This is a genomic window from Janthinobacterium glycogeni (assembly GCF_051380725.1).
In the GTDB taxonomy this organism is placed as follows: domain Bacteria; phylum Pseudomonadota; class Gammaproteobacteria; order Burkholderiales; family Burkholderiaceae_D; genus Janthinobacterium.
Map to the genome: position 1 here is coordinate 273,680 of NZ_JBNYXP010000006.1, position 25,899 is coordinate 299,578.

Genomic DNA, 25,899 nt, shown 5'->3' on the forward strand with positions numbered 1-25,899 from the left:
AGGTTATATGACGAACACTATCCTGGAAATGCGCGGGATACGCAAAACATTCCCGGGCGTCGTTGCGCTCGACAATGTCAACCTGCGGGTACGCAGCGGCGAGATCCACGCCATCGTCGGCGAAAACGGCGCCGGCAAATCGACCCTGATGAAAGTGCTGAGCGGCGTCTACGGCCATGGCAGCTATACGGGCGACATCGATTACCTGGGCCAGACGCGGCACTTCCGCGGCATCAAGGACAGCGAAGAAATCGGCATCATCATCATCCATCAGGAACTGGCCCTGGTGCCCCAGCTGTCGATCGCCGAGAATATCTTCCTCGGCAACGAGCCGGCCCGCATGGGCGTCATCGACTGGGAATACGCGCAAGCGAAGACGCGCGAACTGCTGCACAAAGTCGGCCTGAAAGAGTCCCCGGACACCCTGATCACCAACCTGGGCGTGGGCAAGCAGCAGCTGATCGAGATCGCCAAGGCGCTGTGCAAGGACGTCAAGCTGCTGATCCTGGACGAGCCGACGGCCAGCCTGAACGAAAGCGACAGCGCGGCCCTGCTCGACCTGCTGCTGGGCCTGAAAGCCCAGGGCATCGCCTCGATCCTGATCTCGCACAAGCTCAATGAAATCTCAAGAGTCGCCGATGCCATCACGGTGCTGCGCGACGGGAACACGGTCGACAGTTTCGACTGCCGCGTGGAACCCGTCAGCGAAGACCGCATCATCGAAAAAATGGTCGGGCGCGAGATGGCCGACCGCTATCCGCCGCGCACGCCCACCATCGGCGAGACCATTTTCGAGGTACGCGACTGGCGCGTCTTCCATCCCGAGCATGCCGACCGCCCCGTCATCAAGGGCATCAATATGCACGCAAAAAAGGGCGAGATCATCGGCATCGCCGGCCTGATGGGCTCAGGGCGCACGGAACTGGCGATGAGCCTCTTCGGGCGCGCCTACGGCCAGCGCATCAGCGGCACGGTGCTCAAGAATGGCCAGGAGATCGACGTCAGCACCATCGGCAAGGCGATCGCCCACGGCCTCGCGTATGTCACGGAAGACCGCAAGGGCCTGGGCCTGATCCTCGAGGAAGACATCCAGAAGAACACCAGCCTGGCCAACCTGGACGCGATTTCGAAGCACATGGTGATCGACGAGCAGCGTGAATTCGGCGTGGCCGAGGAGTTCCGCCGCAAGCTCAAGACCCGTTGCTCGAGCGTGGCGCAGAAAGTGGTCAACCTGTCCGGCGGCAACCAGCAGAAAGTGGTGCTGGCGAAGTGGCTGTTTTCGCGCCCCGACATCCTGATCCTCGATGAACCGAGCCGCGGCATCGACGTGGGCGCCAAGTACGAGATCTACAGCATCATCAGCGAGCTGGCCGCCGAAGGCAAATGCATCATCATGATTTCCTCGGAAATGCCGGAATTGCTGGGCATGTGCGACCGGATCTATGTCATGAACGAAGGCCGCTTCGCGGCAGAACTGAGCGCGGCAGAAGCATCGCAGGAGCGCATCATGCGCGCGATCGTTACACACGGAGAAAACAATGGACAATAAATTGACAGCGGGCGCGCCAGCAGCGGCAGCAGGAGCGCCAGCGGCCGAGCCGGCCGCGAAAAGCTATGCCGGCTTCTTGAAAAACAATATGCGCGACTACGGCATGCTGCTCTCGCTGATCGTCATCATGGGCTTTTTCCAGTACATGACCGACGGCACCCTGATGCAGCCGCTGAACCTGACGAACCTGGTGCTGCAAAACAGCTACATCGTCATCATGGCGCTGGGCATGCTGATGGTCATCGTGGCCGGCCATATCGATTTGTCCGTCGGCTCGGTGGTCGGCTTCGTCGGCGCGCTGGCGGCCGTCCTGATCGTCAACTACCACATGCATTTTGTCGCGGCCAGCATCCTCTGCCTGCTGGCCGGCGCCGTCATCGGCGGCGCGCAAGGCTATTTCGTCGCCTTCTTCAAAATTCCGTCCTTCATCGTCACCCTGGCCGGCATGCTGGTCTTCAAGGGCCTGACCCTGGCACTGCTGGCAGGCCAGTCGGTCGGTCCCTTCCCGGAAGGCTTTCAGATGCTCAGCTCCGGCTTCCTGCCCGACCCGTTCGGCGGAGAGAATCTGCGCGGCCTGTCGCTGCTGCTGGGCGTGATCGCCGCCGCGGCGCTGATCGTCACCTCGCTGCGCAGCCGCGCCAAGCAACTGAAACATGGCATGGAAAACGAGCCGCGCGCCTTCTTCCTGCTGAAAAACGCCATCTTCGCGGCCGTGATGGTGTATTTCAGCTACCTGCTGGCGTCGTACCGTGGTTTCCCCAATGTGCTGGCCGTGATGTCGCTGCTCATCGTCGCCTACACCTTCATTACCAACCGCACCGTGCTGGGCCGCCGCGTGTATGCCGTGGGCGGCAACGAGAAGGCGGCGCGCCTGTCCGGCATCAAGACGGAACGGGTCAGCTTCTACACCTTCGTCAACATGGGCATGCTGGCCGCGCTGGCCGGCCTGATCTTCGCGGCGCGCCTGAACACGGCCACGCCGAAGGCCGGCACGGGTTTCGAGCTGGACGTGATCGCCGCCTGCTTCATCGGCGGCGCCTCGGCCTCGGGCGGCGTGGGCAAGGTGATGGGAGCCGTGATCGGCGCCTTCATCATGGGCGTGATGAACAACGGCATGTCCATCATGGGCATCGGCATCGACTACCAGCAAGTGATCAAGGGCCTGGTGCTGCTGGCGGCCGTGTTCATCGACGTGATTAATAAAAATAAATGAGAAGAACAAGGAAGCACAGGTTCGAGCCTTAGGGGGCTCTGGCCGGCGTTCGCGCCGGCCTTTTTTATTCCATTCACATCATCAATATGATTTCAGCAAGCCACCACGAAGTTTTCGCAACGAAAGATACCCGCCACTGACCACGAAAACACCTTCCTCGTTCCTGATCTCGATATTGCCCTCATCCCAGCGCAGCAAGCGCGGCAAATTCTGCCGATAGATAACGATGCCAGTATGGCGCGCTTCCTCGACATAATGCATTTTTAACAGACGCACTTCTATTTCCCCAAGCATGCCAAGTCCATTGTCCCGTACCTTGAATGCGGCCGGAAGGACGGCTATCAGCGAGAACGACGATCCTATCGCCGCCCCCAGCAATACCACCTCAAGTGGCGCCTTCGATTCACGATCCAGAGAAAAAAGATAAGTGATGGTTACCATGCATATCAGCAGGGTAACGATCCAGGAAGTTGCCTGGGCCTTGGATTGAAACAGCACAAAGTAGCGCCACTTTGCTAGCGGAAAGAAAATAGACGTGACACTACTGCGTATTTTTTCCATCCTGCCGTCCTCAAACCGATGCTTTGTCTGCTTCATTTTCGCTCCATTGTTAACACAAAAAGAAAGCTGTCCGCACAAGCGGTACAGCTATTTATTATGTTTTGGAAAAAAATGAAGAGGTTGACAGAAATCATCTAAGGCGACTTTTGCATCGCGTCAGACAGCCGCCAGCCGCGCCGCCCTGTCCCCCCACCACGCCGCTTCCTCGAACACGGAAAAGCCCGACAAATCCGCATGCGCGAACAGGATGGCGCCGTCGTGTTCGCGCAAGGCCTTCAAGCCCGCATTGCTGCGAAAGCCCGGTAACGGTGCGGCCATGGCGTGGCCGCGCACGGTGATGTCGACGCGCTCGACGCAGCGCGCAAAATCGCGCCCGTACGCCGTTTTCAGATCGACGCTGGCCAGCGCCAGCAACTCCTCGGGCGTGGCCACATCTAACCACTTGCGGGCTTGCTGCGGCGTGCGGTCGGACAGGGCGACATAAGCGCTGAAGACGGTTTTCTCGGGTGGACGCACGCGGATATCCTGGTGGGTCGAGACGACATAGCCGAGGCCCGGCTCCTGGTACACCACGTTGTCCCAGCACAGGGGCGCATGCGGCAGTTCGTCGGGAAAGCGTTTCAGTAAAAAATTCGCCACCAGCCACGGCGCATAGGCGGGCGTATCGCGCTTCGCGTCAAAGCCATACCCGGCAATGTTGTCGACCACGCGCGCGGCGACATACAGCGGCATGGCGCAGATGGCCTTGCGCGTCTTGACCAGGTAGGTGCGCGGCTGGCCGTCGACCAGTTCCAGGCACAGCGCCTCCACGCCCGTGTCCGTCGTCCGCACGGAAACCACCGTGCCCGCATGACGCTTGACGCCTGAGGCCTGCTCCATGGCCGTGGCGACCGGTTGCATGCCGCCCGGCCAGGTCAGCCAGGCGCCATTGCCCGCATTCGCCGCCTGCCCCCAGCGGCTGCAGTAGTAATGCAGGCCGGCCCAGGCCGAGACCTGGTCATAGCGCGTGCCGTAGTCGTCGCGGCAGCAGTAGTTCAAATACCAGTGCAGGGTGGGCGAGGTATAGCCTTCGCGTTCCATCCACTGCTTCAAGGTGATGGTGTCGAGCGCCTGCCAGGCCGGATCTTGCGACGACTCCACGGTAGGAAAGACGAAGACGCGCTTGCCATCGTTGCCGTGCGCCTGGCGCAGACGCCGCACTTCGGCAAAGAAGCGCTCGTGCTGCGCCAGCTCCGCAGGCGGCACGCCTTCGGTGGGAATGAAGCCGTCCTGCCAGTGGCCGTTGAACAGCAATCGCTCCTCGGGCGCGTGCAAAATATAGCGCTCGTCGTAATAGGGTTTTTCCGCCTGCGGGTCGCGCTCGATGATGCCCAGGTCGAACAAAATCTCGCGCACATGGGTCGATTCGGGCGAAGGCAGCGGCAAGTAATGGCCACCGGTCGGATAAGCCAGGTCGCCGAAGTGGCCGCCAGCCGCGTTGCCGTAGGGCTGGGGGCCGTCGATCATCAGGAAATCCGTGTGTCCCAGCTTGTTCAGGCGCCAGGCGGCCGTCAGGCCGGCGATACCCGAGCCAAGGATGGCGACATCCGTGGTGATGGTTGCCGAGGGCGTCGGCAGCGCCGTGCGCTCGCGCAGCAGCTGGCGCAAATAATGCCCCTCGCTGCGGCCCGGATACAGCACCTTGGGCGTGATTTCCTGCCAGCGCAGATACGCGGCGATGCTGCCGATGCCGGCGGCGGCCGCCGCGGTACCGCCGGCGGCCCACAGCATGAAGGAGCGGCGCTGCATCAGCGGATCACCCGGTTCCAGTCCTGCTCGAATTCATGCACGAGCGACTGGGTGTTGAGGCGATTCGGCACCATCGGCAGCGGCTGCATGTCGGGCGGGAAGATGAACATCTCGCGCGTGGTGTCCGCATTCAGGTAGCGCATCGGCAGGCGGTATTTCGTCGGCGGTGTGTAGTCGAGCTGGGGCGAGGCGAGGATAAAACCCCATTCGCCGAACGAGGGCACGTAGGCGTGGTAGGGCCAGGTACGCATGCCCACTTCGCGCAGGGTCGAATTGATGGTCCAGTAGGCATGTGGGGCAAAAAAGGGCGACGTCGATTGCACCACCATCAGGCCCTTGGCCGCCAGATGCTTTTTCACCAGGTCGTAGAACGGCACCGAGTACAGTTTGCCGAGCGCGAAGCTCGACGGATCGGGAAAGTCGACGATGGCCGCGTCGAACATGTCGCCGTTATTGCGCAGCCAGACGGCGGCATCGGCGTTGACGACGGTGACGCGCTTGTCCGAGAACGCGCCATTGTTCAGCTTGGCCAGTTCCGGGCGCGTGGTAAACGCGGCCGTCATGGCGGGATCGAGGTCGACCACGGTGACGTGTTCGATCTGTGGATAACGGAGGATTTCGCGCAGCGCCAGGCCATCGCCGCCGCCCAGCACGAGCACGCGGCGCGCCCACGGCAGCGCTTCCAGCACGGGGTGCACGAGCGCCTCGTGGTAGCGGTACTCGTCGCGCGAGGAAAACTGCAGGTTGCCATTGATGTACAGCCGCGTATCGTCCTTCCAGCGCGTGATCACCAGGCGCTGGTAAGGCGTGGTGGTCGAGTACACGATCTGGTCGCCGAACAGGCCGTGCTCGCCCCAGGCCACCATACGGTCGGACATGGCAAAGCCGGCGACCAGCACCAGCATCACGGCGCAGGCGCGCAGGAAGCGCCCCGTGAGGTTCTTCAGCTCCGCGCGGAACACGTAAATCGTCCACAGGCCCACGCCCACGTTGAGCATGCCGAACAAAAAGCCCGTGCGCACCAGTCCCAGGTACGGCGACAGCACCAGCGGAAACAGCAGCGAGACGGCCAGCGCCCCCAGGTAATCGAAGGTCAGCACGCGGCTGACCAGTTCGGAAAATTCCGTCTGGCGCGAGTTCAGGGCGCGCATCACCAGCGGCACTTCCATGCCGACCAGTGCGCCGATCAGGAACACCATCACATACAATAAGGTGCGAAAGGGCGCGGCCATCCACGAGAACGTCATGAACAGGATGGCGGCCGACAGGCCGCCGATCAGGCCCACGGCCAGCTCGATGTCGACGAAGCGCGAGAGCACGTCATCGTCCCGCACATACTTGGAAAAGTGGGCGCCCACCCCCATGGCGAACAGGTAGCAGCCGATAATGGTGGAAAACTGCAGGATGGAATCGCCGAGCAGGTAGCTGGACATGGCGCCGGCGATCAGCTCATATGCGAGGCCGCAGGAGGCGACCACGAAGACGGACAAAATCAGAATCTTTTTGTTCATTGGACTTTTTTTGTTCTAATATGCGTTGACGTTATCAAATACTCATTGCGAGGAAAGCCGTGCCCGCCATCCTAAACTATCTGATCCATCTTTTACTGGCCGCCGGGCTGCTGATTGTATTTTTTATCATCTACACGCGCGTCACGCCCTACAACGAAGTGCTGCTGATCCGCCAGGGCAACCAGGCGGCGGCCCTGTCGCTGGGCGGCGCGCTGCTGGGCTTTTCCGCCACCATCGCCTCGTCCCTGATGCACACGGCCGACTACCAGCAGTTCTTCGCCTGGGCCTTCGGCGCCATGGTGGTGCAATTGCTCGCCTATGTGGTCACCACGCGCCTGCTGCGCATGTCGAAGGACCAGATCGAATCGAACAACAGCGCTTTCGGCGGCCTGCTGGGCGCCATTTCCCTGTCGATCGGCGCCATCAACGCCGCCTGCATTTCCTGACACCGCTTTATCTTATTCAAGGATATCCATCATGAGCCTCGGCAGCTTTATCAAGAAGCAGTTTATCGACGTACTGCAGTGGAACGAAGAGACGGAAGGCGTACTGGCCTGGCGCTTCCCCATGCAGGATTTCGAGATCCAGAACGGCGCCATCCTGAATGTGCGCGAATCGCAGGTCGCCGTCTTCGTCAATGAAGGCAAGATCGCCGACGTCTTCGGTCCCGGCACGCACAAGCTGACGACGCAAACGTTACCGTTGCTGACCAACCTGAAAAACTGGGACAAGCTGTTCGATTCGCCCTTCAAGTCGGACGTGTATTACTTCAGCACCCGCGTGCAGACGGGCCGCAAGTGGGGCACGCCGCAGCCGATCACCATCCGCGACAAGGATTTCGACATGATCCGCGTGCGCGCCTTCGGCATGTACTCGTACCGCATCGCCGACGCCCGAACCTTCTTCACCGAGATCAGCGGCACGCGCGAAGTCTATACGCGCGACGAGGTGGAAGATCAATTGCGCGGCATTTTGATGTCCAGCATGGCCAGCTCGCTGGGCGGCGCGAACGTGCCCTTCCTCGACATGGCCGCCAACCAGGCGCTGATGGCGCACGAAGTCAAGGATGGCCTGGCGCAGGCGTTTGCCCGCTATGGCGTGGGCCTCGATGAATTCAACGTGGCCAGCATCAGCCTGCCCGAGGAATTGCAGGCGGCGCTCGACGAGCGTATTTCCGCCGGCATGAAGGGCGGCCTGGGCGCCGACAAGATGAGCGGCTACACGAAATTCCAGGTGGCCAATGCGATCCCGCTGGCGGCGCAGAACGAAGGCGGCATGGCCGGCATCGGCGCCGGTCTCGGCGCCGGGCTGTCGATCGGCCAGGTGATGGCGCAAAGCATGGGCGGCGCCTTGCAGCAGCCCGCCCCGGCACCCGCTCCGGCGGCGCCTCCCGCCCCCGCGGAAGAACCGATCGAGGCGCGCCTGGAAAAACTCAAGGGTTTGTTGGACAAGGGACTCATTTCACCGGCCGACTACGACGGCGCCAAGGCTGAACTGCTGAAAAAACTGATCGGCTGATTAGAGCGAAATACGACTGCATGCAAACTGTTTCCTGTCCCAGCTGCGGCGCGGAAGTTCATTTCCGCTCGCACGCTTCCGTGCTCGCCGTGTGCGAGTACTGCCACAGCACCATCCTCAAGGACGCCGATTCCGTCAGGGACATGGGCAAGATGTCGGCCGTCCTGGAAGACTATTCGCCGATCCAGATCGGCACGGCAGGCGTGCACGACGGCGTGCACTTCACCGTCGTCGGGCGCATCCAGCAGCGCTACAGCGCCGGCACGTGGAACGAATGGTATCTGCTGTTCGACGATGCCAGCACGGCGTGGCTGGGCGACTCGTCCGGCCTGTACACGCTGACGCGCGAACGCAAGACGCAGGACGCCCTGCCCGCCTTTGGCGCGCTGGCGCCGGGCAAGCGCTACACGATCTGCGGCGAACCATACACGGCGGCCGAGATCCGCAGCGCCGAATGCATCGCCGGCCAGGGAGAATTGCCCTTCAAGGTGGGCGCCGGCTGGCGCATCCAGGTGGCGGACTTGCGCAACTACGCCAGCTTTGTCACGCTCGACTACACGGACGGCCCGCAACCCGTCGTCTACCAGGGCGTGGCCGTCACGCTAGATGGTTTGCAGTGCCAGCTGCTGCGCGAGGACGATGCCATCGCCAAAAGCGCCGGCAAGTACCGCGGCAAGCTCGATGCGCTCGACTGCCCTTCCTGCGGCAGCGGCATCCAGTATGTGCCCGGCGCGGCGGCGCAGCTGGTGTGCCCCGCCTGCCACGCGCAGCTCGACGCCAGCGGCCCGGAAGCGCAGGTGCTGGCCATCGGCAAGCAGGTGCACGACAACGCCGACATCACGCTGGAGCTGGGCGCCAGCGCGAAGATCAGCAATGTGGATTTCACGGTGATCGGCATGATGCGCCGCGCCGACGATGAAGGCAGCGAGTGGAACGAATACCTGCTGTACAACGCGCGCGCCGGCTTCTTCTGGCTGGTCGAGACGGACGACGGCTGGTCGCGCTCGAACGTGCTGCCGAACTGGCCCAACTGGGCGTCATTGGACGCCGATACCTGCACGCTCGATGGCGCCACGTATCGCAAACTGTATGACTACGGCTCGCAGGTGGTGTACGCGGCGGGCGCCTTCAACTGGAAGGTGGCCGTCGGCGACAGCACGCGCGTGTTTGAATTCGAGCAGGGACAGACCAAACTGGCGGCCGAGCTCACCGGCGAGGAAATGACGTGGTCGCGTTCCGTGCCCGTCGCCTATGATCAGATGGCCGCCTGGTTCGGCGCCGCCTTCCATGGCGGCGCCAAGGTACACAATATCGAGCTCAGTCACCAAGGCATCGCCAAGGTCTTCATCGTCATCGTGCTGGTCTTGAATGCGATTCCGATGTTCGTCTCGTTCTCCAGCACCTTGATGTGGAGTCTGCTGGGCTGCCTGGCGCTGTTCCTGCCCGCCGTTTTCCTCGACAAGAATGCAAAGAATCCCCCATGAGTAAATACGTGATCTATGCCCTGATGGTGACGTTCTCCGTCACGGCCGCCAACTGGGTGCGCATGTTCAAGGTGGCCGGCAGCGGCAGCGGCGGCAGCAGCTGGAGTTCGCGCACGGGCAGCGGCGGCGGCAGCTATGGCGGCGGCTCCAGCGGCGGCAGCCACAAATAGGCATGGCGACCACTGCGCATCTGCCCCTGGGCACCCATCTGCTGGCCGACCTGTCGGGCATCGCGCCGGAACGCCTGCGCGATTGCGCCGCGCTCGAGCGCCTGCTGCGCGACGCCGCCGTCGCGGCCGGCGCGCAAGTACTGCACGGCCATTTCCACAGCTTTGGCCCGGGCCAGGGCGTCACGGGCGTGCTGCTGCTGGCCGAATCGCACATCTCGCTGCATACCTGGCCCGAAGTGGGCTTTGCCGCCGTCGACATCTTCATGTGCGGCGCGGCCCGGCCGCAGCTGGCGCTGGACGTCATCAAGGAGGCGCTGCAGGCGACGCAGTGCCAGCTGCAATCCGTGCGGCGCGCCCCGCCGGCGTAAGCTCGCTGGTGGATCGCGCGGCGATCGCTTACACTGTCGGCTGATCCTCCAACCGTGACTCCCATGCGCCGTTCCGCCCTCCTTGCCCTGCCCCTGCTGCTGCTGGTTTCCGCCTGCGATGACTACACGGCGCCCAGCCTGTACCAGGCCACCACGCCCGAGTGCAAGACGTGGACGGAGGGTTCGCGTTTCGAACTGCCGCGCGGCATCAGCATCTACGCCACGCCGCCCGTCACCTTGAAGGAAGGCGGCACGGAACTGGCGCTGATCTTTACCTTGCCCGTCGGCACGCAAGCCAGTTTTACGCGCCTGTCCTTCCTGCTGGAAGAGCCGCACAAGCAGCCGTTCGCCGAGGCCAAGATACTCACCATTTACCAGCGCGGCATGAACCAGAAAGCGGAAATCGTCGACGTCATCGAGCAGCTGCCCATCATGTTTTCTGCCGTGGGTTCTAGCGCCGAAACCCAGTGGCGCTTGCGCCTGCAACTGCCGCGCCAGCTGCCGCAGCGCTTTGATTTATCCATGCCCGACATGCTCGTCGGCGGCAAGCGCTATCCGGTGCGCACGTTTACGTACCGCTATTTCCCCGAGCGCAGCGCTTACGGCATGTGCAGCTAATTCAACAATCGCGCCAACAATGTGTCGGATTACGCCCTGCGGGCTAATCCGACCTACGGCATGTGCAGCTGAGCCACACCGTCCATTGACGCCGGCGCGCGCCGCTGGCACACTGACGTTTTCCATCACACAACAGGAGTAGACAACATGCGCCATTCGGATACTGCCGTGCTGTCGGCTGCCTGATCACTGTTTTACCCCGCTAAGTCCCTTAGCCCGCAATTGCCCATACGCGTGATCGCGTAGCCGACGTTCCCCTTCTTTCGTGCCAGTCCTCGCGACTGGCGGTGCCTGCACGCGCAGGCTTCACGTCCGCATGCGGACGACAGAATTTGGAATTACGCTACCATGATCGCATTCGATTTTGCGCAACTACGCCTTATCGGGCTGCAGCAGGCTATCGCCGGCGCGGCCACCCAACTCGACATCACTTCCCCCGCCGCGCAGCTGATGCGCGTGAGCGCCGTGCACCGCGACAGTATCGGCGTGCACGACGGCATCCTGGAACAGCCGGGGCAGATCCTGCCGCGCCTGCTGCACGAACTGCTGGCGCAGGACACCGTCCTTGCTGTCGGCGACTGGGTCGCCGCCGAACCCGATGTGCACGGCACGCTGTGGATAAGGGCGCACTTATCCCCAGTCACGCAGATCGCGCGGCGCGGCAATGACGGCCGGCGCCAGGTGCTGGCCAGCAATGTCGACACGGCCCTGCTGGTGATGGGACTGGACGAGGATTTTAATCCGCGCCGCCTGGAGCGTTATCTGGCCATCGTGCTGGCGGCGCACGTAACGCCCGTGGTGGTGCTGAGCAAGGCCGACGTGGCCGACGACGTGCCGGGCAAGCTGGCGCTGCTGAGACAGCGCCTGCCGCCCCACGTGCCCGTGTTTGCCATCGATACGCGCCATGCGTATGACGTGGCCATCCTGGAACCCTGGCTGGGCGCCGGCCAGACCCTGGTGCTGCTCGGTTCATCGGGCGCCGGCAAGTCCAGCCTGACCAATACCTTGTCTGCCGCGCAGCAAACGACCAATGCTGTGCGCCACGGCGACGGCCGCGGCCGGCATACGACGACGGCCCGCTCCTTGCACCTGTGCGCGGACGGCGCCTGCATCATCGACACGCCGGGCCTGCGCAGCTGGCAGGCCGATGCCGATGCGCAGACCCTGGCGGCCACGTTTGACGACATCGCGGCGCTGGCAGCGACATGCCAGTTCCGCGATTGCCGCCACACGGCCGAGCCCGGTTGCGCCGTACGCGATGCCATTGATGCGGACCGCCTGCGCAATTATCACAAGCTGCTGCGCGACGCCCGGCGCGGCACAGAGACGCCGCTCGAGCGCATCAGCGCGCGCGCCAAGTGGAAGGTAACGATGAAGGCCGTCAAGCAGCGCGGCAAAGACGGCCTTGTGTGAACAGTCGACCCGCAGCCAGGATGCTGGAATATATCAAAGTTGCAATTGAGAAATATGCAAGGTATAGTCAAATGCAGTACCAACAGACATGCGCCGCACGCAATGCGCACGGTCCGCCAACCATAAAATGAGGATGCACTGTGTTCAAGGGAAAAACCGTTTTACTTCTGAGTACGTTTTCGGCTTGCCTGTTCGCCAGCAGCGCACTGTTCGCGCAAAAGCTGATCGTGCCGCCAGAGATTCACTATGCCGACAAGATCTACACGCTGGCGTTTACGGCGCCGCAGGGTCGCAACAGCAAACGGGCCTTGTATGAATATACGACGAATGGCGAAGCGGTGGAAAAATGGAGCAGCCTGATTACCATACTCTACGAAGGCAATTCCAAGACCGATCCCTTGGCCTTCTCGGCAGCCCTGCTCAAGTCGCTGGCAGCCACCAAGCCGGAACCCATTTCCTCCGTCACGGTCGAAAATGGCCACGTGCTGATGCGGTCAGTCTATGAACCGGATGCGGCCAACCCCGTGTATGAATCGAACGTCAGCAAGAGCTTTCATGGCGCTGCCGCCTGTGGTGGCCTGCTGCAGTTTCAGTATGCGGTAAAAACACCACCTGGCGAAGACCAATCCGCGGCGGGCAAGCAGGCGACGCTGAAGCTGGTCAATGAGGGCAATGCCAGCCTGGCTGTCCAGTTACGCGATGGCACCTGGCAACCCACCTGCGAATAGGCGGGGTGCGCGGCATAAAAAAAGGCAGCCCGCAGGCTGCCTTTTTGTTTTACTGCATGCGAGCAAATTAATGCTTGCGCAGCTTCTGGATCGCTGCCAGCTGCGCAATCGCGCTGGCCAGCTCGGCTTGCGCTTGCGCGTAGTCGATGCCCGAATCCTTGTTGTGGATATTTTCTTCCGCCAACTTCTTCGCTTCCAGCGCTTTCGCTTCGTCCAGGTCGTGACCGCGGATCGCGGTATCGGCCAGGACGGTCACGGTATCCGGTTGCACTTCCAGCAGGCCGCCGGCAACGAAGACGAACTCTTCTTCAGCCTGACCGACTACCTTGATGCGGACCGCGCCCGGACGGATGCGGGTAATCAAAGGCGTGTGGCGTGGGTAGATACCCAGCTCGCCCTGTTCACCCGGCAACGCGACGAATTCTGCTTCGCCTGAAAAAATCAGTTCTTCAGCGGAAACCACGTCAACGTGAATTGTGTGTGCCATGTGTGTCCTATCGGGTTGAAGAACCCCGCCTTGTAAGGGGCGGGGTTAGGCCCAGACTTAACTTAGTTAAGTTTCTTGGCTTTTTCGATTGCTTCTTCGATCGTGCCGACCATGTAGAACGCTTGTTCCGGCAGGTGATCGAGTTCGCCCGAAGCGATCATTTTGAAGCCCTTGATCGTGTCTTTGAGCGAAACGTATTTACCAGGCGCGCCGGTAAAGACTTCAGCGACGTGGAAAGGCTGCGACAGGAAACGCTGCATCTTACGTGCGCGGGCGACCAGCAGTTTGTCTTCCGGTGCCAGCTCGTCCATACCCAGAATCGCGATAATGTCGCGCAATTCCTTGTAGCGCTGCAGGGTCGTTTGCACGGCACGCGCGGTGTCGTAGTGCTCTTGACCGACGATCAACGGATCGAGCTGACGCGAGGTCGAATCCAGTGGATCCACGGCTGGGTAGATACCCAGGGAAGCGATGTCACGCGACAGCGCAACGGTCGAATCCAAGTGAGCAAACGTGGTAGCAGGCGACGGATCGGTGTAATCATCGGCTGGAACGTAGACGGCCTGGATCGAGGTGATCGAACCGGTCTTGGTCGACGTGATACGCTCTTGCAGACGGCCCATTTCTTCGGCCAAGGTCGGTTGGTAACCCACAGCCGACGGCATACGGCCCAGCAGTGCCGACACTTCGGTACCGGCCAGGGTGAAGCGGTAGATGTTGTCGACGAAGAACAGAACGTCCTTGCCTTCATCACGGAACGATTCAGCGATCGTCAGGCCGGTCAGCGCGACGCGCAGACGGTTACCTGGCGGTTCATTCATCTGACCGTAGACCATCGCGACTTTGGAGTTCTCTGGGTTTTCCAGATCGACCACTTTCGCGTCAGCCATCTCGTGGTAGAAGTCGTTACCTTCACGGGTACGCTCACCCACACCGGCGAACACGGAAACGCCGCTGTGCGCCTTGGCGATGTTGTTAATCAGTTCCATCATGTTGACGGTCTTGCCTACGCCAGCGCCGCCGAACAGACCGACTTTACCGCCTTTTGCAAACGGGCAAACCAGGTCGATCACCTTGATGCCGGTTTCCAGCAGCTCTTGCGATGGCGACAGTTCGTCGTATGCAGGAGCGGTGCGGTGGATCGACGCGATCTGCTCGTGCGACACAGGGCCGCATTCGTCGATCGGGTTGCCCAGCACGTCCATGATGCGACCCAGGGTTGCTTTACCGACTGGCACCATGATAGGTTTGCCGGTGTTCTGGATCATCATGCCGCGACGCAGGCCATCGGACGAGCCGAGTGCAATGGTACGGACAATGCCGTCGCCCAACTGCTGTTGTACTTCCAGGGTCAGTTCCGAGCCTGCCATCTTCAAGGCATCAAATACCTTAGGCATCGCGTTGCGGGGAAACTCAACGTCCACCACAGCGCCGATACACTGAACGATTTTGCCATCAGCCATGTTCGTTCCTTCAATATAGTTAAATTCGTTTAAACCGCAGCCGCACCGGCGACGATTTCGGAGAGTTCTTTGGTAATCGCAGCTTGGCGGGTCTTGTTGTAGATCAGCTTCAATTCGCCGATCACACTACCCGCGTTGTCGCTTGCAGCTTTCATCGCGACCATCCGTGCCGATTGCTCGGACGCCAGATTCTCCGCGACTGCCTGGTACACCAGCGCTTCTACATAGCGCTCCAGCAATTCGTCGATGATGCTTTGTGCATCCGGCTCGTAGATGTAATCCCACGAGTGTGCGCTCTTGTCGGCGACCATCTTGTCGGCCGTCAACGGCAGCAACTGTTCGACCACTGGTTCCTGCTTCATCGTGTTGATGAATTTGGTGTAGCACAGGTACACTGCGTCGAGCTTGCCTGCCTGGAACTCTTCGAGCATGACCTTGACAGGTCCGATCAATTTGTCCAGGTGGGGCGTATCACCGGTTTGAATGGCAGAGGCGACGATCTTGACGCCGATGCGATTCAAAAAACCCAAACCCTTGTTACCGATGGCAACTGCTTCAATCCGGTTGCCAGCTGCTTCCAGCTCGCGCGACTTGCTCGTCACCTGGCGCAGGATGTTGGTATTCATGCCGCCGCACAGACCCTTGTCGGTCGTGACAACGATGAAACCCACTGCCTTCGCTTGCGTGCCCTGGGCAGCTGCCAGGAACGGGTGCGTGTATTCCGGATTGGCGGTCGCCAGATTGGCGGCGATATTCCGAATCTTGTCACTGTAGGGACGGGCGGCCCGCATCCGGTCTTGCGCCTTGCGCATTTTGGACGCGGCGACCATTTCCATCGCCTTGGTGATCTTCTTCGTATTCTCTACGCTCTTGATCTTGCCTCGTATCTCTTTGCTTGATGCCATGAGTCCTTACTCCTTCTGCGCGTAGGGCGGCGCCTCACTCGAGGCGGGCGCCGCCTGGCCGCTTAATATGCGCCGGATTTCTTGAAATCAGCAATGGCCGCCGACAGAGTTGCTTCGCTGTCTTTGTCGAGTTGCTTGGTTTCTTCGATCTTGGCCAGCAGAGCAGCTTGCTTGGTCTTCATGTAAGCGTGGACACCAGCTTCGAACGACAGCACTTGCTTGACTGGCACGTCGTCCATGAAGCCTTTGTTCACCGAGAACAGCGATACGGCCATCAGCGAGATCGACAGTGGCGAGTATTGGGCTTGCTTGAGCAATTCCGTTACGCGCGCGCCGCGGTCCAGCTGCTTGCGGGTCGACTCATCCAGGTCCGAAGCGAACTGCGCAAACGCGGCCAGTTCACGGTACTGCGCCAAGTCGGTACGGATACCGCCGGACAGGTTTTTGATGACCTTGGTCTGGGCGGCGCCGCCGACGCGCGATACGGAAATACCGGCGTTAATGGCAGGACGGATACCGGCGTTGAACAGCGAGGTTTCCAGGAAGATCTGACCGTCGGTAATCGAAATCACGTTGGTTGGAACGAATGCGGACACGTCGCCAGCTTGCGTTTCAATGATCGGCAGTGCCGTCAGGGAACCGGTCTTGCCTTTGACGGCGCCGTCGGTAAACTTCTCGACGTAGTCGGCGTTCACGCGTGCTGCGCGCTCCAGCAGGCGGCTGTGCAGGTAGAACACGTCGCCTGGGTACGCTTCGCGACCTGGTGGACGGCGCAGCAGCAGCGAGATTTGACGGTATGCAACAGCTTGTTTGGACAGATCATCGTAGACGATCAGTGCATCTTCACCGCGGTCACGGAAGTATTCGCCCATGGCGCAACCGGAGTACGGCGAGATGTATTGCATGGCGGCCGATTCCGAAGCGGAAGCGGCGACAACGATGGTGTACTCCATCGCGCCGTGCTGTTCCAGCGAGCGCACGATGTTCTTGATCGACGAGGCCTTTTGGCCAATCGCGACGTAGATACATTTCATGCCCTGGCCTTTTTGATTGATGATCGCATCAATCGCCACAGCCGACTTGCCGGTTTGACGGTCGCCGATGATCAGTTCGCGCTGGCCGCGGCCAACGGGAACCATCGCATCGATCGACTTCAGGCCGGTTTGCATCGGTTGCGACACGGACTCACGGGCGATCACGCCCGGCGCGATTTTTTCAATCGCGGCCGTCAGTTTGGTTTCGATGGCGCCTTTGCCGTCGATCGGCTGACCCAGCGCGTTGACAACGCGGCCGAGCAGCTCAGGACCGACTGGCACTTCCAGAATGCGGCCGGTGCATTTCACCGTGTCGCCTTCGGAGATGTGCTCGTAGGCACCCAGAATCACGGAACCGACGGAGTCGCGTTCCAGATTCATTGCCAGGCCAAACGTGTTGCCTGGGAATTCCAGCATCTCGCCTTGCATCACGTCCGACAAACCGTGGATGCGGCAGATACCGTCGGCGACGGAAATAACCGTGCCTTGATTACGCACTTCAGCGCCGCCGTCAAGACCTTGGATCCGGCTCTTGATCAACTCGCTGATTTCAGATGGGTTGAGTTGCATACTAACTCCTAAAAGTGTTTCTCTCAGCTTGCGCGAGGGGTAAGGGTCTGTCTAAGCTGGCCTGCCGAAGCGCGTGTCTTACGACACCAGTGCAGCGTGCAGTTGCTGCAGCTTGGCGCGCACCGAGGTATCGAGCACTTGGTCGCCAACAACCACGCGCACGCCGCCGAGCAGCGATGGATCCACTGTGACGGCAGGGTTGAGCTTACGACTGAATTTCTTTTCCAGCGTTGCGACCAGCTCGGCCGTTTGGCCTTCGCTCAGATCGAAAGCGCTCGTGATCTCGGCGTCAGCCGCACCTTCCAGGCCATTTTTCAAGGCATGGAATTGCGCGCCGATTTCCGGCAGCAGGCTGATGCGGCCATTTTCGATCAACATCGTGACGAAGTTTTTCACTTCCTCATTGAGCGGCGATTTCAACAACGACAGGATGGTGGCGGCGACGTCGCTTTCCGAAACCTTCGGATTGCGCGCGTACGCCTGTACCTCGGGGTGGCTACCGATCTGTGCCAGTTCGGACACCAGCTCGGACCACGCCGCGAGGTTGCTTGACTCCTTACCAGCTTGGGCTACGCGGAACAAAGCTTCCGCGTAGGGACGGGCGACGGTTGCGAGTTCTGCCATGATTACAGCTCGACAGCAAGACGCTGCAACATTTCGGCGTGAGCCGTGGCGTTGACTTCACGCTTCAAGATCTGCTCGGCACCCTTGACAGCCAGGTCAGCCACCTGAGCGCGCAATTGTTCGCGTGCTTTCGACAGTTGCTGTTCGGCGTCCGACTGGGCTTGCGCAATGATACGCGCAGCTTCAGCTTGTGCATTTTGCTTGATCTCTTCAGCAACCAGCTGCGCGCGCTTTTCAGCGTCCGCAACGCGTTGCGACGCTTCTTCACGTGCACTGTTCAATGCCTCTTGCGCACGCTTTTCAGCGACTGCCATCGAAGCCTGACCTTGATCGGCCGCAGCCAATCCATCCGCGATTCGTTTGGCACGCTCATCCAGCGCTGTGTTCAGCGCTGGAAATACGAACTTCATCGAGAACCAGACCAACACCGCGAAGGTGATCATCTGGCCGATGAGCGACATATTGATGTCCATACCTTTGCTCCTAACTAAAAGTTTCTCCTAGGGTTGGAGCGAATTACTGAGCAACAGCCGTCAGAGCGGACAGGAACGGGTTAGCGAACGTGTACAGCAGAGCAACACCAACGCCGATCATCGAGATAGCATCCAGCAGACCAGCGATAACGAACAGTTTGGTTTGCAGTTGTGGCATCAGTTCTGGTTGACGTGCCGAAGCTTCCAGGAATTTGCCACCCAAGATAGCGAAGCCCAGAGCGGTGCCGATTGCGGCCAGGCCGATGATGATTGCTGCTGCCAGAACGGTCATGCTTTGTACTTGTGCGATCAGAGCTTGCATAAAATTCTCCTAAATTTAAAAACGAAAGATACTAAAAAAACAAAATATAAAGTTAATGATTAATGTTTCTCAACCGCAAGGCTCAGATACACAACCGTCAACGCCATAAACACAAAAGCTTGCAAAGTTACAATCAAGATATGGAAAATTGCCCATGGACCACCCAACGCCCACTGTGCCCACCAAGGCAACAACGCGATCAAGATGAAAATCAGTTCGCCGGCATACATATTGCCGAACAGTCGCAGCGACAGGGAGATCAGTTTTGCAACCAGCTCAACCATTTGCAGCAGGAAATTGACAGGTGCCAGGGCGATCGTGCCGATCAGGCCGCTCGCATGGAACGGTGCCGTGAACAGTTCCTTGATCCAGCCGCCCAGGCCCTTGGCCTTGATCGAGAAGGCGATCACGCACAGCACGACCGACAGCGACATGGCGAAGGTGTGGTTGACGTCGGCGGTCGGCACGGCGCGCAGTTTATGCACGCCAAACCAGCTCAGAATCTTCGGCAACAGGTCAACCGGCAGGAAGTCCATCGCGTTCAACAACCAGACCCACACAAAAATAGTGATGGCCAGCGGCGCGATGACCTTGCTTTTCGCGTGGAAGGCCCCATTAATAGTGTCATTGACGATTTCCATGACCATTTCGACGAAGTTTTGCAACTTGCCAGGGACACCAGCCGTCGCGCGGCGCGACGCCATATAGAAAACAGCCAGGAAAACAAAGCCCAAAATGGCCGAAATCCAGAACGTATCCAGATTGATCATGCCGTCGGCACTTCTCAGGTGGGCCAGATGGTGACTGATGTATTCTGTGGCGTTGGCCGGGGCAGCATGGCCCGCTTCAATAGCGTGTTCTGTGGTCATAATGAATTTAGATTTGTCGTTTCAGAGCTCAACAGGCCCCAAAACCAATGATTAAACAGCGAGCAATGAAAACCAGTATGCTAAGGTTGCCACCGCGAAACCCAAGATCAGCCATAACCAGGCGGCCGACTGAAACAACACCAGTGCCAATATAAACAGCACCGCTGTGATAAATATTTTCACCACTTCTGCGCGCAAATGCGCCCGGAATGCCTTGTTGGCGTCGCTAGAACCGCGAACCACCAACAGGGCATACACCAGGCTACCGATGACTGCGATAGCGCCGCCGTATGCGGCGGACCAGCCTCTGACACTGCCACCAAAAAACAGGGTGACCGTGGCAAAACTGATAGCGATTGCTAGCTGCAATGCAACTACTTTGTAGACTGGCTTGGCAATACTTTGTTGTGAATCACTCAATTGCCAAGTTCCCAGAAAAATCTACACACGCAAAGACACGGGATTATAGTTGGCTTTGATCTATAGAGTCAAACGTTGGTGCACCGCAGCAGGGCGATTGCTGCGTGAAACTGACGCTTTACCGACTATTCGCCGCCATTTGCACCACTATATGGCAAAGTCGCTTGTCTGGCCGCTTCCAGCCGTGTTATCAAGGAATCACGTGGTGCATCCGGAAAGCATGGCCGGATCGGCCACACCCGCATGGCCCCTGTCTTTGCAGCTTGCTATTTAACCACGCAAGCGGGTCAACAAACCATCCAGTACGTCAAGATCGGCAAAATCGATGACCAATTGACCACGGCCCTTGTTACCCATCTTGAACACCACGGGCGTGGCCAGCGCATCGGACAGCTCTTCTTCCAGGCGCGCGATGTCGCCGGACTTTTCCTTCTGCCGCGGCTCGACCGGGTTGGCCGCTTCCTCGAGCGTGCGGGTGACGAGCTTTTCCGTTTCGCGCACAGACAGGCGCTTGGCCACGACCTGGTTGGCCAGGGTGATCTGGCTGGCCGCATCGACGGCCAGCAGCGCGCGCGCATGCCCCATGTCGATATCGCCGGCCATCAGCATGGTTTGCACGGGACTGGCCAGGTTCATCAAACGCAACAGGTTCGACACGGCGCTGCGCGAGCGTCCCAGCGCAGTGGCCGCTTGCTCATGCGTAAAACTGAAGTCGGCGATCAGGCGGTGGATGCCCTGCGCCTCTTCCAAAGGATTGAGGTCTTCGCGCTGGATGTTCTCGATCAGCGCCATGGCCGCGGCGGCCAGGTCGTCCACGTCGCGCACCAGCACCGGCACTTCCGTCAGGCCCGCCAGCTGCGAGGCGCGGAAACGGCGTTCGCCGGCGATGATTTCATATTTGACAAGGCCGCTCAGGGTGTCCTGCCCGATCGGGCGCACCAAGATCGGCTGCATCAGCCCCTGCGCCTTGATCGAGGCAGCCAGTTCATTCAGGGCGCCCTCGTCCATCCGCGTGCGCGGCTGGTATTTGCCGGCTTGCATTTGCGACACGGGCAAGTTCGACGGTTGATGCGTGTCCGGACTGGCGAAATCGCCGCCGCCGCCCAACAGGGCGTCGAGTCCGCGACCCAGTCCTTTTAATTTTTTCGTAGCCATGCTGTCCTAATCGTGTTTTCAGAGTAAGCACTCACATCATAATGTGCAGGCGCTCGCCCCTTGTTTACATATGTTTGATGCGTTCGACCATCTCGGCGCCGAAGGCGATGTACGCCTGGGCGCCTTTCGAGCTGGGGTCGAAGGTCACGCCGGGCAAGCCGTACGATGGCGCTTCGGCCAGGCGCACGTTGCGCGGGATGATGGTATTGAATACCTTATCGCCGAAGTGCTGTTCCAGCTGCGCCGACACTTGTTGCGATAATGTCATGCGCGGATCGAACATCACGCGCAGCAGGCCGATGATCTTCAAATCCGGGTTCAGGTTCGCATGCACCTTCTTGATGGTATTGACCAGGTCGGACAAACCTTCCAGCGCGTAGTACTCGCACTGCATCGGGATGATCACGCCATGCGCGGCGCACAGGCCGTTCAAGGTCAGCATCGATAATGCCGGTGGGCAATCTACTAATATGAAGTCATATTCGCCGTCCACTTCGGCCAGCGCATCCTTCAGGCGGCGTTCGCGGTTGTCCAACTCGACCATCTCCACTTCGGCGCCGGCCAGCTCGCGGTTCGACGGCAAGACATCGAAGCGCCCCGCTTCCGAACGCTGGCGTGCCGTCTTGACATCGGACTCACCCAGCATCACTTCATAGGTCGACGCCTTCAGGCCGGCCTTGTTAATGCCGGCGCCCATGGTCGCATTGCCCTGCGGGTCGAGGTCGACCAGCAGCACGCGTTGGTTCAACTTGGCCAGACCGGCGGAGAGGTTGACGCTTGTTGTGGTTTTACCAACACCACCCTTTTGATTTGCTACACAAAAAATTTTGGCCATGTATCTTCTAGTTGTAAAGAGATGCAAACTTCATCGTGCGCCCCGGCGTCCCGCCGAAACGATTTATACTATTTATTTTATTTATACGATATAAATCGTTTATACGGTTTATATGATTTATACCGTATAAACTATTCATACGATTTATACCGTTTAATTCTGCGACCTTTAAATTCTTGCTATAAAGACCAGATGACGCTCTGCATTTAGCCCTGGCACCTGGATAGGCCGCAATTGGGTCACTTGCCAGTCTGCCGGCAGTCTCTCGCGCTCGTCTGGCGGTGCCACCCCTTTCAAGGCGATGAATTGCCCGCCCTCGGCCAGCACGTGGTGTGACCAGTTGACGAAGTCGGACAGGTCGGCAAAGGCGCGCGAGGTGATCACGTCGAATTTCTGCGCCACTTCCAGCTGTTCCACGCGTTTCGTGTACACGGTGACGTTGCTCAACCCCAGTTCCGCCTTCACTTGCGTCAGGAATGCCGTCTTTTTATGCACCGTGTCGATCATCGACACCTTCACATCGGGCCGCGCGATGGCCAATACCATGCCCGGCAAGCCGCCGCCGGCGCCCACGTCGAGCACGTTTTTTGCCTCCGCGAAGGCCGGCACGGCGGCCAGCGAATCGAGCACGTGCAGGGTCAGCATCTGCAGGGGATCGCGCACCGACGTCAGGTTGTACACGCTATTCCATTTGGCCAGCAAGGCCAGGTAATCGAGCAGTTTTTCCGTCTGATCCGCGCTCAGGTCCAGCCCCAGCGCGGCGATGCCTTCCTTCAAAATGGGGGCCAATGCGGCCCGGTCAAACTGCTTCATTCAACAACCTCGTCCTTTAAAGTGGTGGTCTGCGCGGCGCCGAAGCCGCGCTTTTTCAGGTGCACCAGCAGCAGCGAAATGGCCGCCGGCGTCACGCCCGAAATGCGCGAGGCCTGGCCCAGGGTTTCCGGACGCTGCTTGTCGAGTTTTTGCCGCACTTCGACCGACAGCGCGCCGATATCCAGGTAGTTGAAACCGGCCGGCAAGGCCAGGTTTTCATAGTGTTCGTGGCGCTCGATTTCCTTGCTCTGGCGCTCGATGTAGCCAGCGTATTTGAGCTGGATTTCCACCTGCTCGCGCACGGCGGGGTCTTCCACGCCGGGGCCGGCCAGGGCCTGGCCTTCCATGCCCGTCATGCTCATCAGGGTGTCGTAGGCCACGTTCGGGCGGCACAGCAGGTCCGCCAGCGAATACTCGCGCTCGATGGCCTGGCCGACGATGCGTTCCGATTCCGCCGCCGCCAGTATGCGCGGATTGACCCACGTGGAACGCAGGCGCTCGAGCTCGCGCGCCACCGCTTCGCGCTTGGTCTCGAACGCTTGCCATTGGGCGTCGCCCACGCAGCCCAGCGCGCGGCCGATTTCCGTCAGGCGCATGTCGGCATTGTCTTCGCGCAGGCTCAAACGGTACTCGGCGCGGCTGGTGAACATGCGGTACGGTTCCTGCACGCCCTGGGTGATCAGATCGTCGACCAGCACGCCCAGATAGGCCTCGGAGCGGCCCGGTACCCAGGCTTCCTTGTCCTGCGTCAGCAAGGCCGCATTCAAGCCCGCCAGCATGCCTTGCGCGGCCGCTTCCTCGTAGCCCGTGGTGCCGTTGATCTGGCCGGCGAAGAACAGGCCGGCGACAGCCTTCGTTTCCAGCGAGGCCTTCAAGCCGCGCGGGTCGAAATAATCGTATTCGATGGCATAGCCCGGGCGCAGGATGTGGGCGTTTTCCATGCCCTTCATCGATTGCACCAGGGCGATCTGCACGTCGAACGGCAGGCTCGTGGAGATGCCGTTCGGATAGAACTCATGCGTCGTCAAGCCTTCCGGCTCGAGGAAGATCTGGTGCGATTCCTTGCCCGAGAAACGGTGGATCTTGTCTTCGATCGAGGGGCAATAGCGGGGGCCCACGCCTTCGATCACGCCCGTGTACATGGGGCTGCGGTCCAGGCCGGCGCGGATGATATCGTGCGTCTGGCTATTCGTGTGCGTGACCCAGCACGGCACCTGGCGCGGGTGCATGGCCGTGTTGCCCATGACGGAAAACACGGGCACGGGATCGAGGTCGCCCGCCTGTTCTTGCATCACGGAAAAGTCGATCGTGCGGCCATCGATGCGCGGCGGCGTGCCCGTTTTCAGACGGCCCTGCGGCAGTTTCAATTCCTTCAAACGGGCCGACAAAGAGATGGCGGGCGGGTCGCCGGCGCGGCCGGCCGAATAGTTATTCAAGCCCACGTGGATCTTGCCGTCGAGGAAAGTGCCTGCCGTCAGCACGACGGCGCGCGCCAGGAACTTCAGGCCGATCTGCGTCACGGCGCCGACGACCCGGTCGCCTTCGACGATCAAATCATCGACGGCTTGCTGGAACAGCCACAGGTTCGGCTGGTTTTCCAGGCGCGTGCGGATGGCGGCTTTATAGAGAAGACGGTCGGCCTGGGCGCGCGTGGCGCGCACTGCCGGGCCTTTCGAGGAGTTCAGGATGCGGAACTGGATGCCGGATTCGTCGGTGGCAATCGCCATCGCGCCGCCCATGGCATCGACTTCCTTGACCAGGTGGCCCTTGCCGATGCCGCCGATGGAAGGGTTGCACGACATCTGGCCCAGTGTCTCAATATTATGCGTGAGCAATAGCGTCTTCTGCCCCATGCGGGCGGAAGCGAGGGCCGCCTCGGTACCGGCGTGACCACCACCGACAACGATGACGTCGAATTCTGTAGGAAATAACATGATAAATAGGTAACAGTGCAAGTAAAATGCGGGATGAGAGCTCCGATTATAGAGTCTTTTTGCGAGCGCAACCTTGCGCAGCGCATTTTTTGCTTAATTTTTACTCAGCAGGGGCAAGCCAACGGCGATTCCTGTTTCACGTGGAACACGCAGCATGGTCAGGCACAGGGCTGCGGCAGCGTGCAATGTTTGCTACAATTACCGCATCGTCCGCCAACATGACCACGCCAGTGGCCAGCGGGACGAGCATCCAGGAGGACGGCCTCCCCCATCATGGGAACACACCGGGACGGCCCGCTCTGTAAAGGAGCCGCCATGGCCTGGATACTGTTACTCATTGCCGGCATGCTTGAAGTCGTATGGGCATACTCGATGAAACTCTCCGAGGGTTTCACCAAACTCACTCCCTCCGTTGTCACCGTCGTCATGATGATGGCCAGCTTCGGCTTGCTGTCGCTTGCCATGCGCACCCTGCCCCTGGGCACGGCCTATACGATCTGGACGGGCATCGGCGCCGTCGGCGCCTTCATCGTCGGCGTCGTCGTTCTGGGCGAGCAGCTCAACACCCTGCGCGTGTGCGCCGCCGTTCTCATCGTGTGCGGCATCGTGCTGATGAAACTGTCATCGAGCCACTGAGAGGAAACCCCATGCTCCTCGAAAAATATTTTCCCGTCCTCCTGTTCATTTTGATCGGCATCCTGGTGGGCATCGTGCCCATGCTGCTGGGGCGCGCTCTGGGTCCGCACAAGCCCGACGCGCAGAAGCTGTCGCCGTACGAATGCGGCTTCGAAGCGTTCGGCGACGCGCGCATGAAGTTCGACATCCGCTTCTATCTGGTCGCCATCCTGTTCATCCTGTTCGACATCGAGGTAATCTTCCTGATGCCGTGGGCGGCCAACGTCAATGCACTGGGATTGCACGGCTTCTGGGCCGTCATGGGTTTCCTGAGCGTGCTGACCATCGGCCTGGCTTATGAATGGAAGCGCGGCGCGCTCGAGTGGGAGTAATCGCGCCTCTGGTTCCACGTGAAACAGGCACGGGGCAGGAAAGCGGAGTATGCTGGACTTCTGTCTT

General features: G+C 60.2%; 28 protein-coding genes. 12 read left to right on the top strand and 16 right to left on the bottom strand.

Translation table 11 applies throughout. The annotated features are described in order from the left end of the window. Positions 1-7 precede the first annotated feature (7 nt). On the top strand, positions 8-1,549 hold the full coding sequence (gene mmsA, locus ACQ4W4_RS16350) for a multiple monosaccharide ABC transporter ATP-binding protein (RefSeq protein WP_436542877.1): 1,542 nt from the start codon (positions 8-10) through the stop codon (positions 1,547-1,549). Continuing rightward, on the top strand, positions 1,539-2,762 hold the full coding sequence (gene mmsB, locus ACQ4W4_RS16355) for a multiple monosaccharide ABC transporter permease (protein WP_436542878.1): 1,224 nt from the start codon (positions 1,539-1,541) through the stop codon (positions 2,760-2,762). Before mmsA ends, mmsB begins: the two co-directional genes overlap by 11 nt. A gap of 81 nt (positions 2,763-2,843) precedes the next feature. Here the strand turns inward: mmsB and ACQ4W4_RS16360 are convergent, their stop codons facing one another. The 3 genes from ACQ4W4_RS16360 to ACQ4W4_RS16370 all read right to left on the bottom strand — a co-directional run bounded on the left by ACQ4W4_RS16360 (position 2,844) and on the right by ACQ4W4_RS16370 (position 6,622). Next, entirely contained in the window at positions 2,844-3,359 is a 516-nt protein-coding gene (locus ACQ4W4_RS16360) for a hypothetical protein (protein ID WP_326457819.1), read from the bottom strand. Positions 3,360-3,479: 120 nt separating this feature from the next. Then, complete coding sequence (locus ACQ4W4_RS16365) at positions 3,480-5,111, bottom strand: NAD(P)-binding protein (RefSeq protein ID WP_436542879.1); 1,632 nt, start codon at positions 5,109-5,111, stop codon at positions 3,480-3,482. Continuing rightward, the gene (locus ACQ4W4_RS16370) at positions 5,111-6,622 is read right to left on the bottom strand and encodes a polyamine aminopropyltransferase (RefSeq protein WP_436542880.1); all 1,512 of its coding nucleotides are present in this window, start codon (positions 6,620-6,622) and stop codon (positions 5,111-5,113) included. Before ACQ4W4_RS16370 ends, ACQ4W4_RS16365 begins: the two co-directional genes overlap by 1 nt. A 59-nt stretch (positions 6,623-6,681) precedes the next feature. Between ACQ4W4_RS16370 and ACQ4W4_RS16375 the strand changes: the two genes are divergently transcribed. From ACQ4W4_RS16375 to ACQ4W4_RS16410, 8 genes are all read left to right on the top strand, one after another. Next, a complete protein-coding gene (locus ACQ4W4_RS16375) occupies positions 6,682-7,068 on the top strand; it encodes a DUF350 domain-containing protein (protein WP_070313122.1) in 387 nt (128 codons plus the stop codon). A gap of 31 nt (positions 7,069-7,099) precedes the next feature. Further along, entirely contained in the window at positions 7,100-8,140 is a 1,041-nt protein-coding gene (locus ACQ4W4_RS16380) for an SPFH domain-containing protein (protein WP_436542881.1), read from the top strand. A gap of 20 nt (positions 8,141-8,160) precedes the next feature. Next, entirely contained in the window at positions 8,161-9,624 is a 1,464-nt protein-coding gene (locus tag ACQ4W4_RS16385) for a DUF4178 domain-containing protein (RefSeq protein WP_436542882.1), read from the top strand. Beyond that, a complete protein-coding gene (locus ACQ4W4_RS16390; RefSeq protein ID WP_170840580.1) occupies positions 9,621-9,794 on the top strand; it encodes a hypothetical protein in 174 nt (57 codons plus the stop codon). The genes ACQ4W4_RS16385 and ACQ4W4_RS16390 overlap by 4 nt, the downstream gene beginning before the upstream one ends. A 2-nt stretch (positions 9,795-9,796) precedes the next feature. Continuing rightward, positions 9,797-10,162 carry an adenosylmethionine decarboxylase gene (gene speD / locus ACQ4W4_RS16395; protein ID WP_436542883.1) on the top strand — a complete coding sequence of 122 codons (366 nt, stop codon included), beginning with the start codon at positions 9,797-9,799 and terminating at the stop codon, positions 10,160-10,162. 63 nt (positions 10,163-10,225) lie between these two features. Beyond that, positions 10,226-10,780 (top strand): hypothetical protein, encoded by a 555-nt coding sequence (locus tag ACQ4W4_RS16400; protein WP_436542884.1) that lies wholly within the window; start codon positions 10,226-10,228, stop codon positions 10,778-10,780. A 348-nt stretch (positions 10,781-11,128) separates the two neighbouring features. Next, complete coding sequence (rsgA, locus tag ACQ4W4_RS16405) at positions 11,129-12,193, top strand: ribosome small subunit-dependent GTPase A (protein ID WP_436542885.1); 1,065 nt, start codon at positions 11,129-11,131, stop codon at positions 12,191-12,193. A 140-nt stretch (positions 12,194-12,333) separates the two neighbouring features. Continuing rightward, on the top strand, positions 12,334-12,921 hold the full coding sequence (locus ACQ4W4_RS16410; protein ID WP_436542886.1) for an HI_0983 family protein: 588 nt from the start codon (positions 12,334-12,336) through the stop codon (positions 12,919-12,921). Positions 12,922-12,988: 67 nt separating this feature from the next. On the opposite strand, the gene ACQ4W4_RS16415 is transcribed toward ACQ4W4_RS16410, so the two are convergent. From ACQ4W4_RS16415 to mnmG, 13 genes are all read right to left on the bottom strand, one after another. Further along, positions 12,989-13,408, bottom strand: a complete 420-nt coding sequence (locus ACQ4W4_RS16415; protein ID WP_065307860.1) for a F0F1 ATP synthase subunit epsilon — start codon at positions 13,406-13,408, stop codon at positions 12,989-12,991. A 62-nt stretch (positions 13,409-13,470) separates the two neighbouring features. Continuing rightward, the gene (gene atpD, locus ACQ4W4_RS16420) at positions 13,471-14,871 is read right to left on the bottom strand and encodes a F0F1 ATP synthase subunit beta (RefSeq protein WP_034752705.1); all 1,401 of its coding nucleotides are present in this window, start codon (positions 14,869-14,871) and stop codon (positions 13,471-13,473) included. 29 nt (positions 14,872-14,900) lie between these two features. Next, the gene (gene atpG / locus ACQ4W4_RS16425; RefSeq protein WP_086144317.1) at positions 14,901-15,776 is read right to left on the bottom strand and encodes a F0F1 ATP synthase subunit gamma; all 876 of its coding nucleotides are present in this window, start codon (positions 15,774-15,776) and stop codon (positions 14,901-14,903) included. 62 nt (positions 15,777-15,838) lie between these two features. After that, positions 15,839-17,380 (bottom strand): F0F1 ATP synthase subunit alpha, encoded by a 1,542-nt coding sequence (gene atpA, locus ACQ4W4_RS16430; protein ID WP_034752701.1) that lies wholly within the window; start codon positions 17,378-17,380, stop codon positions 15,839-15,841. Between the two features lie 78 nt (positions 17,381-17,458). Then, positions 17,459-18,004, bottom strand: a complete 546-nt coding sequence (locus ACQ4W4_RS16435; protein ID WP_034752699.1) for a F0F1 ATP synthase subunit delta — start codon at positions 18,002-18,004, stop codon at positions 17,459-17,461. A 2-nt stretch (positions 18,005-18,006) separates the two neighbouring features. After that, positions 18,007-18,477, bottom strand: coding sequence for a F0F1 ATP synthase subunit B (locus ACQ4W4_RS16440; RefSeq protein ID WP_099761157.1), 471 nt, complete (start codon positions 18,475-18,477; stop codon positions 18,007-18,009). A gap of 43 nt (positions 18,478-18,520) precedes the next feature. Next, a complete protein-coding gene (atpE, locus tag ACQ4W4_RS16445; RefSeq protein ID WP_034752695.1) occupies positions 18,521-18,799 on the bottom strand; it encodes a F0F1 ATP synthase subunit C in 279 nt (92 codons plus the stop codon). Positions 18,800-18,858: 59 nt separating this feature from the next. Then, on the bottom strand, positions 18,859-19,668 hold the full coding sequence (gene atpB / locus ACQ4W4_RS16450; protein ID WP_046681851.1) for a F0F1 ATP synthase subunit A: 810 nt from the start codon (positions 19,666-19,668) through the stop codon (positions 18,859-18,861). Between the two features lie 51 nt (positions 19,669-19,719). Continuing rightward, positions 19,720-20,088 (bottom strand): ATP synthase subunit I, encoded by a 369-nt coding sequence (locus ACQ4W4_RS16455; RefSeq protein WP_034752692.1) that lies wholly within the window; start codon positions 20,086-20,088, stop codon positions 19,720-19,722. 270 nt (positions 20,089-20,358) lie between these two features. After that, on the bottom strand, positions 20,359-21,243 hold the full coding sequence (locus ACQ4W4_RS16460; protein WP_436542887.1) for a ParB/RepB/Spo0J family partition protein: 885 nt from the start codon (positions 21,241-21,243) through the stop codon (positions 20,359-20,361). A gap of 64 nt (positions 21,244-21,307) precedes the next feature. Next, the gene (locus ACQ4W4_RS16465; RefSeq protein WP_034752687.1) at positions 21,308-22,078 is read right to left on the bottom strand and encodes a ParA family protein; all 771 of its coding nucleotides are present in this window, start codon (positions 22,076-22,078) and stop codon (positions 21,308-21,310) included. Positions 22,079-22,246: 168 nt separating this feature from the next. Next, on the bottom strand, positions 22,247-22,891 hold the full coding sequence (gene rsmG / locus ACQ4W4_RS16470; protein ID WP_436542888.1) for a 16S rRNA (guanine(527)-N(7))-methyltransferase RsmG: 645 nt from the start codon (positions 22,889-22,891) through the stop codon (positions 22,247-22,249). Further along, complete coding sequence (gene mnmG, locus ACQ4W4_RS16475; protein WP_436542889.1) at positions 22,888-24,825, bottom strand: tRNA uridine-5-carboxymethylaminomethyl(34) synthesis enzyme MnmG; 1,938 nt, start codon at positions 24,823-24,825, stop codon at positions 22,888-22,890. Before mnmG ends, rsmG begins: the two co-directional genes overlap by 4 nt. Positions 24,826-25,140: 315 nt before the next feature. Here mnmG and ACQ4W4_RS16480 point away from each other — a divergent pair, with 315 nt between their 5' ends. Next, positions 25,141-25,461, top strand: a complete 321-nt coding sequence (locus ACQ4W4_RS16480) for a DMT family transporter (RefSeq protein ID WP_436542890.1) — start codon at positions 25,141-25,143, stop codon at positions 25,459-25,461. Between the two features lie 11 nt (positions 25,462-25,472). Then, complete coding sequence (locus tag ACQ4W4_RS16485) at positions 25,473-25,832, top strand: NADH-quinone oxidoreductase subunit A (protein ID WP_436542891.1); 360 nt, start codon at positions 25,473-25,475, stop codon at positions 25,830-25,832. Positions 25,833-25,899 lie beyond the last annotated feature (67 nt).

What these genes read in the sequence shown, in the direction of transcription:
- mmsA (WP_436542877.1), top strand. Translation starts at nt 8, where the DNA reads ATGACGAACACTATCCTGGAAATGCGCGGGATACGCAAAACATTCCCG.
- mmsB (WP_436542878.1), top strand. Translation starts at nt 1,539, where the DNA reads ATGGACAATAAATTGACAGCGGGCGCGCCAGCAGCGGCAGCAGGAGCG.
- ACQ4W4_RS16360 (WP_326457819.1), bottom strand. Translation starts at nt 3,359, where the DNA reads ATGAAGCAGACAAAGCATCGGTTTGAGGACGGCAGGATGGAAAAAATA.
- ACQ4W4_RS16365 (WP_436542879.1), bottom strand. Translation starts at nt 5,111, where the DNA reads ATGCAGCGCCGCTCCTTCATGCTGTGGGCCGCCGGCGGTACCGCGGCG.
- ACQ4W4_RS16370 (WP_436542880.1), bottom strand. Translation starts at nt 6,622, where the DNA reads ATGAACAAAAAGATTCTGATTTTGTCCGTCTTCGTGGTCGCCTCCTGC.
- ACQ4W4_RS16380 (WP_436542881.1), top strand. Translation starts at nt 7,100, where the DNA reads ATGAGCCTCGGCAGCTTTATCAAGAAGCAGTTTATCGACGTACTGCAG.
- ACQ4W4_RS16385 (WP_436542882.1), top strand. Translation starts at nt 8,161, where the DNA reads ATGCAAACTGTTTCCTGTCCCAGCTGCGGCGCGGAAGTTCATTTCCGC.
- ACQ4W4_RS16390 (WP_170840580.1), top strand. Translation starts at nt 9,621, where the DNA reads ATGAGTAAATACGTGATCTATGCCCTGATGGTGACGTTCTCCGTCACG.
- speD (WP_436542883.1), top strand. Translation starts at nt 9,797, where the DNA reads ATGGCGACCACTGCGCATCTGCCCCTGGGCACCCATCTGCTGGCCGAC.
- ACQ4W4_RS16400 (WP_436542884.1), top strand. Translation starts at nt 10,226, where the DNA reads ATGCGCCGTTCCGCCCTCCTTGCCCTGCCCCTGCTGCTGCTGGTTTCC.
- rsgA (WP_436542885.1), top strand. Translation starts at nt 11,129, where the DNA reads ATGATCGCATTCGATTTTGCGCAACTACGCCTTATCGGGCTGCAGCAG.
- ACQ4W4_RS16415 (WP_065307860.1), bottom strand. Translation starts at nt 13,408, where the DNA reads ATGGCACACACAATTCACGTTGACGTGGTTTCCGCTGAAGAACTGATT.
- atpD (WP_034752705.1), bottom strand. Translation starts at nt 14,871, where the DNA reads ATGGCTGATGGCAAAATCGTTCAGTGTATCGGCGCTGTGGTGGACGTT.
- atpG (WP_086144317.1), bottom strand. Translation starts at nt 15,776, where the DNA reads ATGGCATCAAGCAAAGAGATACGAGGCAAGATCAAGAGCGTAGAGAAT.
- atpA (WP_034752701.1), bottom strand. Translation starts at nt 17,380, where the DNA reads ATGCAACTCAACCCATCTGAAATCAGCGAGTTGATCAAGAGCCGGATC.
- ACQ4W4_RS16435 (WP_034752699.1), bottom strand. Translation starts at nt 18,004, where the DNA reads ATGGCAGAACTCGCAACCGTCGCCCGTCCCTACGCGGAAGCTTTGTTC.
- ACQ4W4_RS16440 (WP_099761157.1), bottom strand. Translation starts at nt 18,477, where the DNA reads ATGGACATCAATATGTCGCTCATCGGCCAGATGATCACCTTCGCGGTG.
- atpE (WP_034752695.1), bottom strand. Translation starts at nt 18,799, where the DNA reads ATGCAAGCTCTGATCGCACAAGTACAAAGCATGACCGTTCTGGCAGCA.
- atpB (WP_046681851.1), bottom strand. Translation starts at nt 19,668, where the DNA reads ATGACCACAGAACACGCTATTGAAGCGGGCCATGCTGCCCCGGCCAAC.
- ACQ4W4_RS16460 (WP_436542887.1), bottom strand. Translation starts at nt 21,243, where the DNA reads ATGGCTACGAAAAAATTAAAAGGACTGGGTCGCGGACTCGACGCCCTG.
- ACQ4W4_RS16465 (WP_034752687.1), bottom strand. Translation starts at nt 22,078, where the DNA reads ATGGCCAAAATTTTTTGTGTAGCAAATCAAAAGGGTGGTGTTGGTAAA.
- rsmG (WP_436542888.1), bottom strand. Translation starts at nt 22,891, where the DNA reads ATGAAGCAGTTTGACCGGGCCGCATTGGCCCCCATTTTGAAGGAAGGC.
- mnmG (WP_436542889.1), bottom strand. Translation starts at nt 24,825, where the DNA reads ATGTTATTTCCTACAGAATTCGACGTCATCGTTGTCGGTGGTGGTCAC.
- ACQ4W4_RS16480 (WP_436542890.1), top strand. Translation starts at nt 25,141, where the DNA reads ATGGCCTGGATACTGTTACTCATTGCCGGCATGCTTGAAGTCGTATGG.
- ACQ4W4_RS16485 (WP_436542891.1), top strand. Translation starts at nt 25,473, where the DNA reads ATGCTCCTCGAAAAATATTTTCCCGTCCTCCTGTTCATTTTGATCGGC.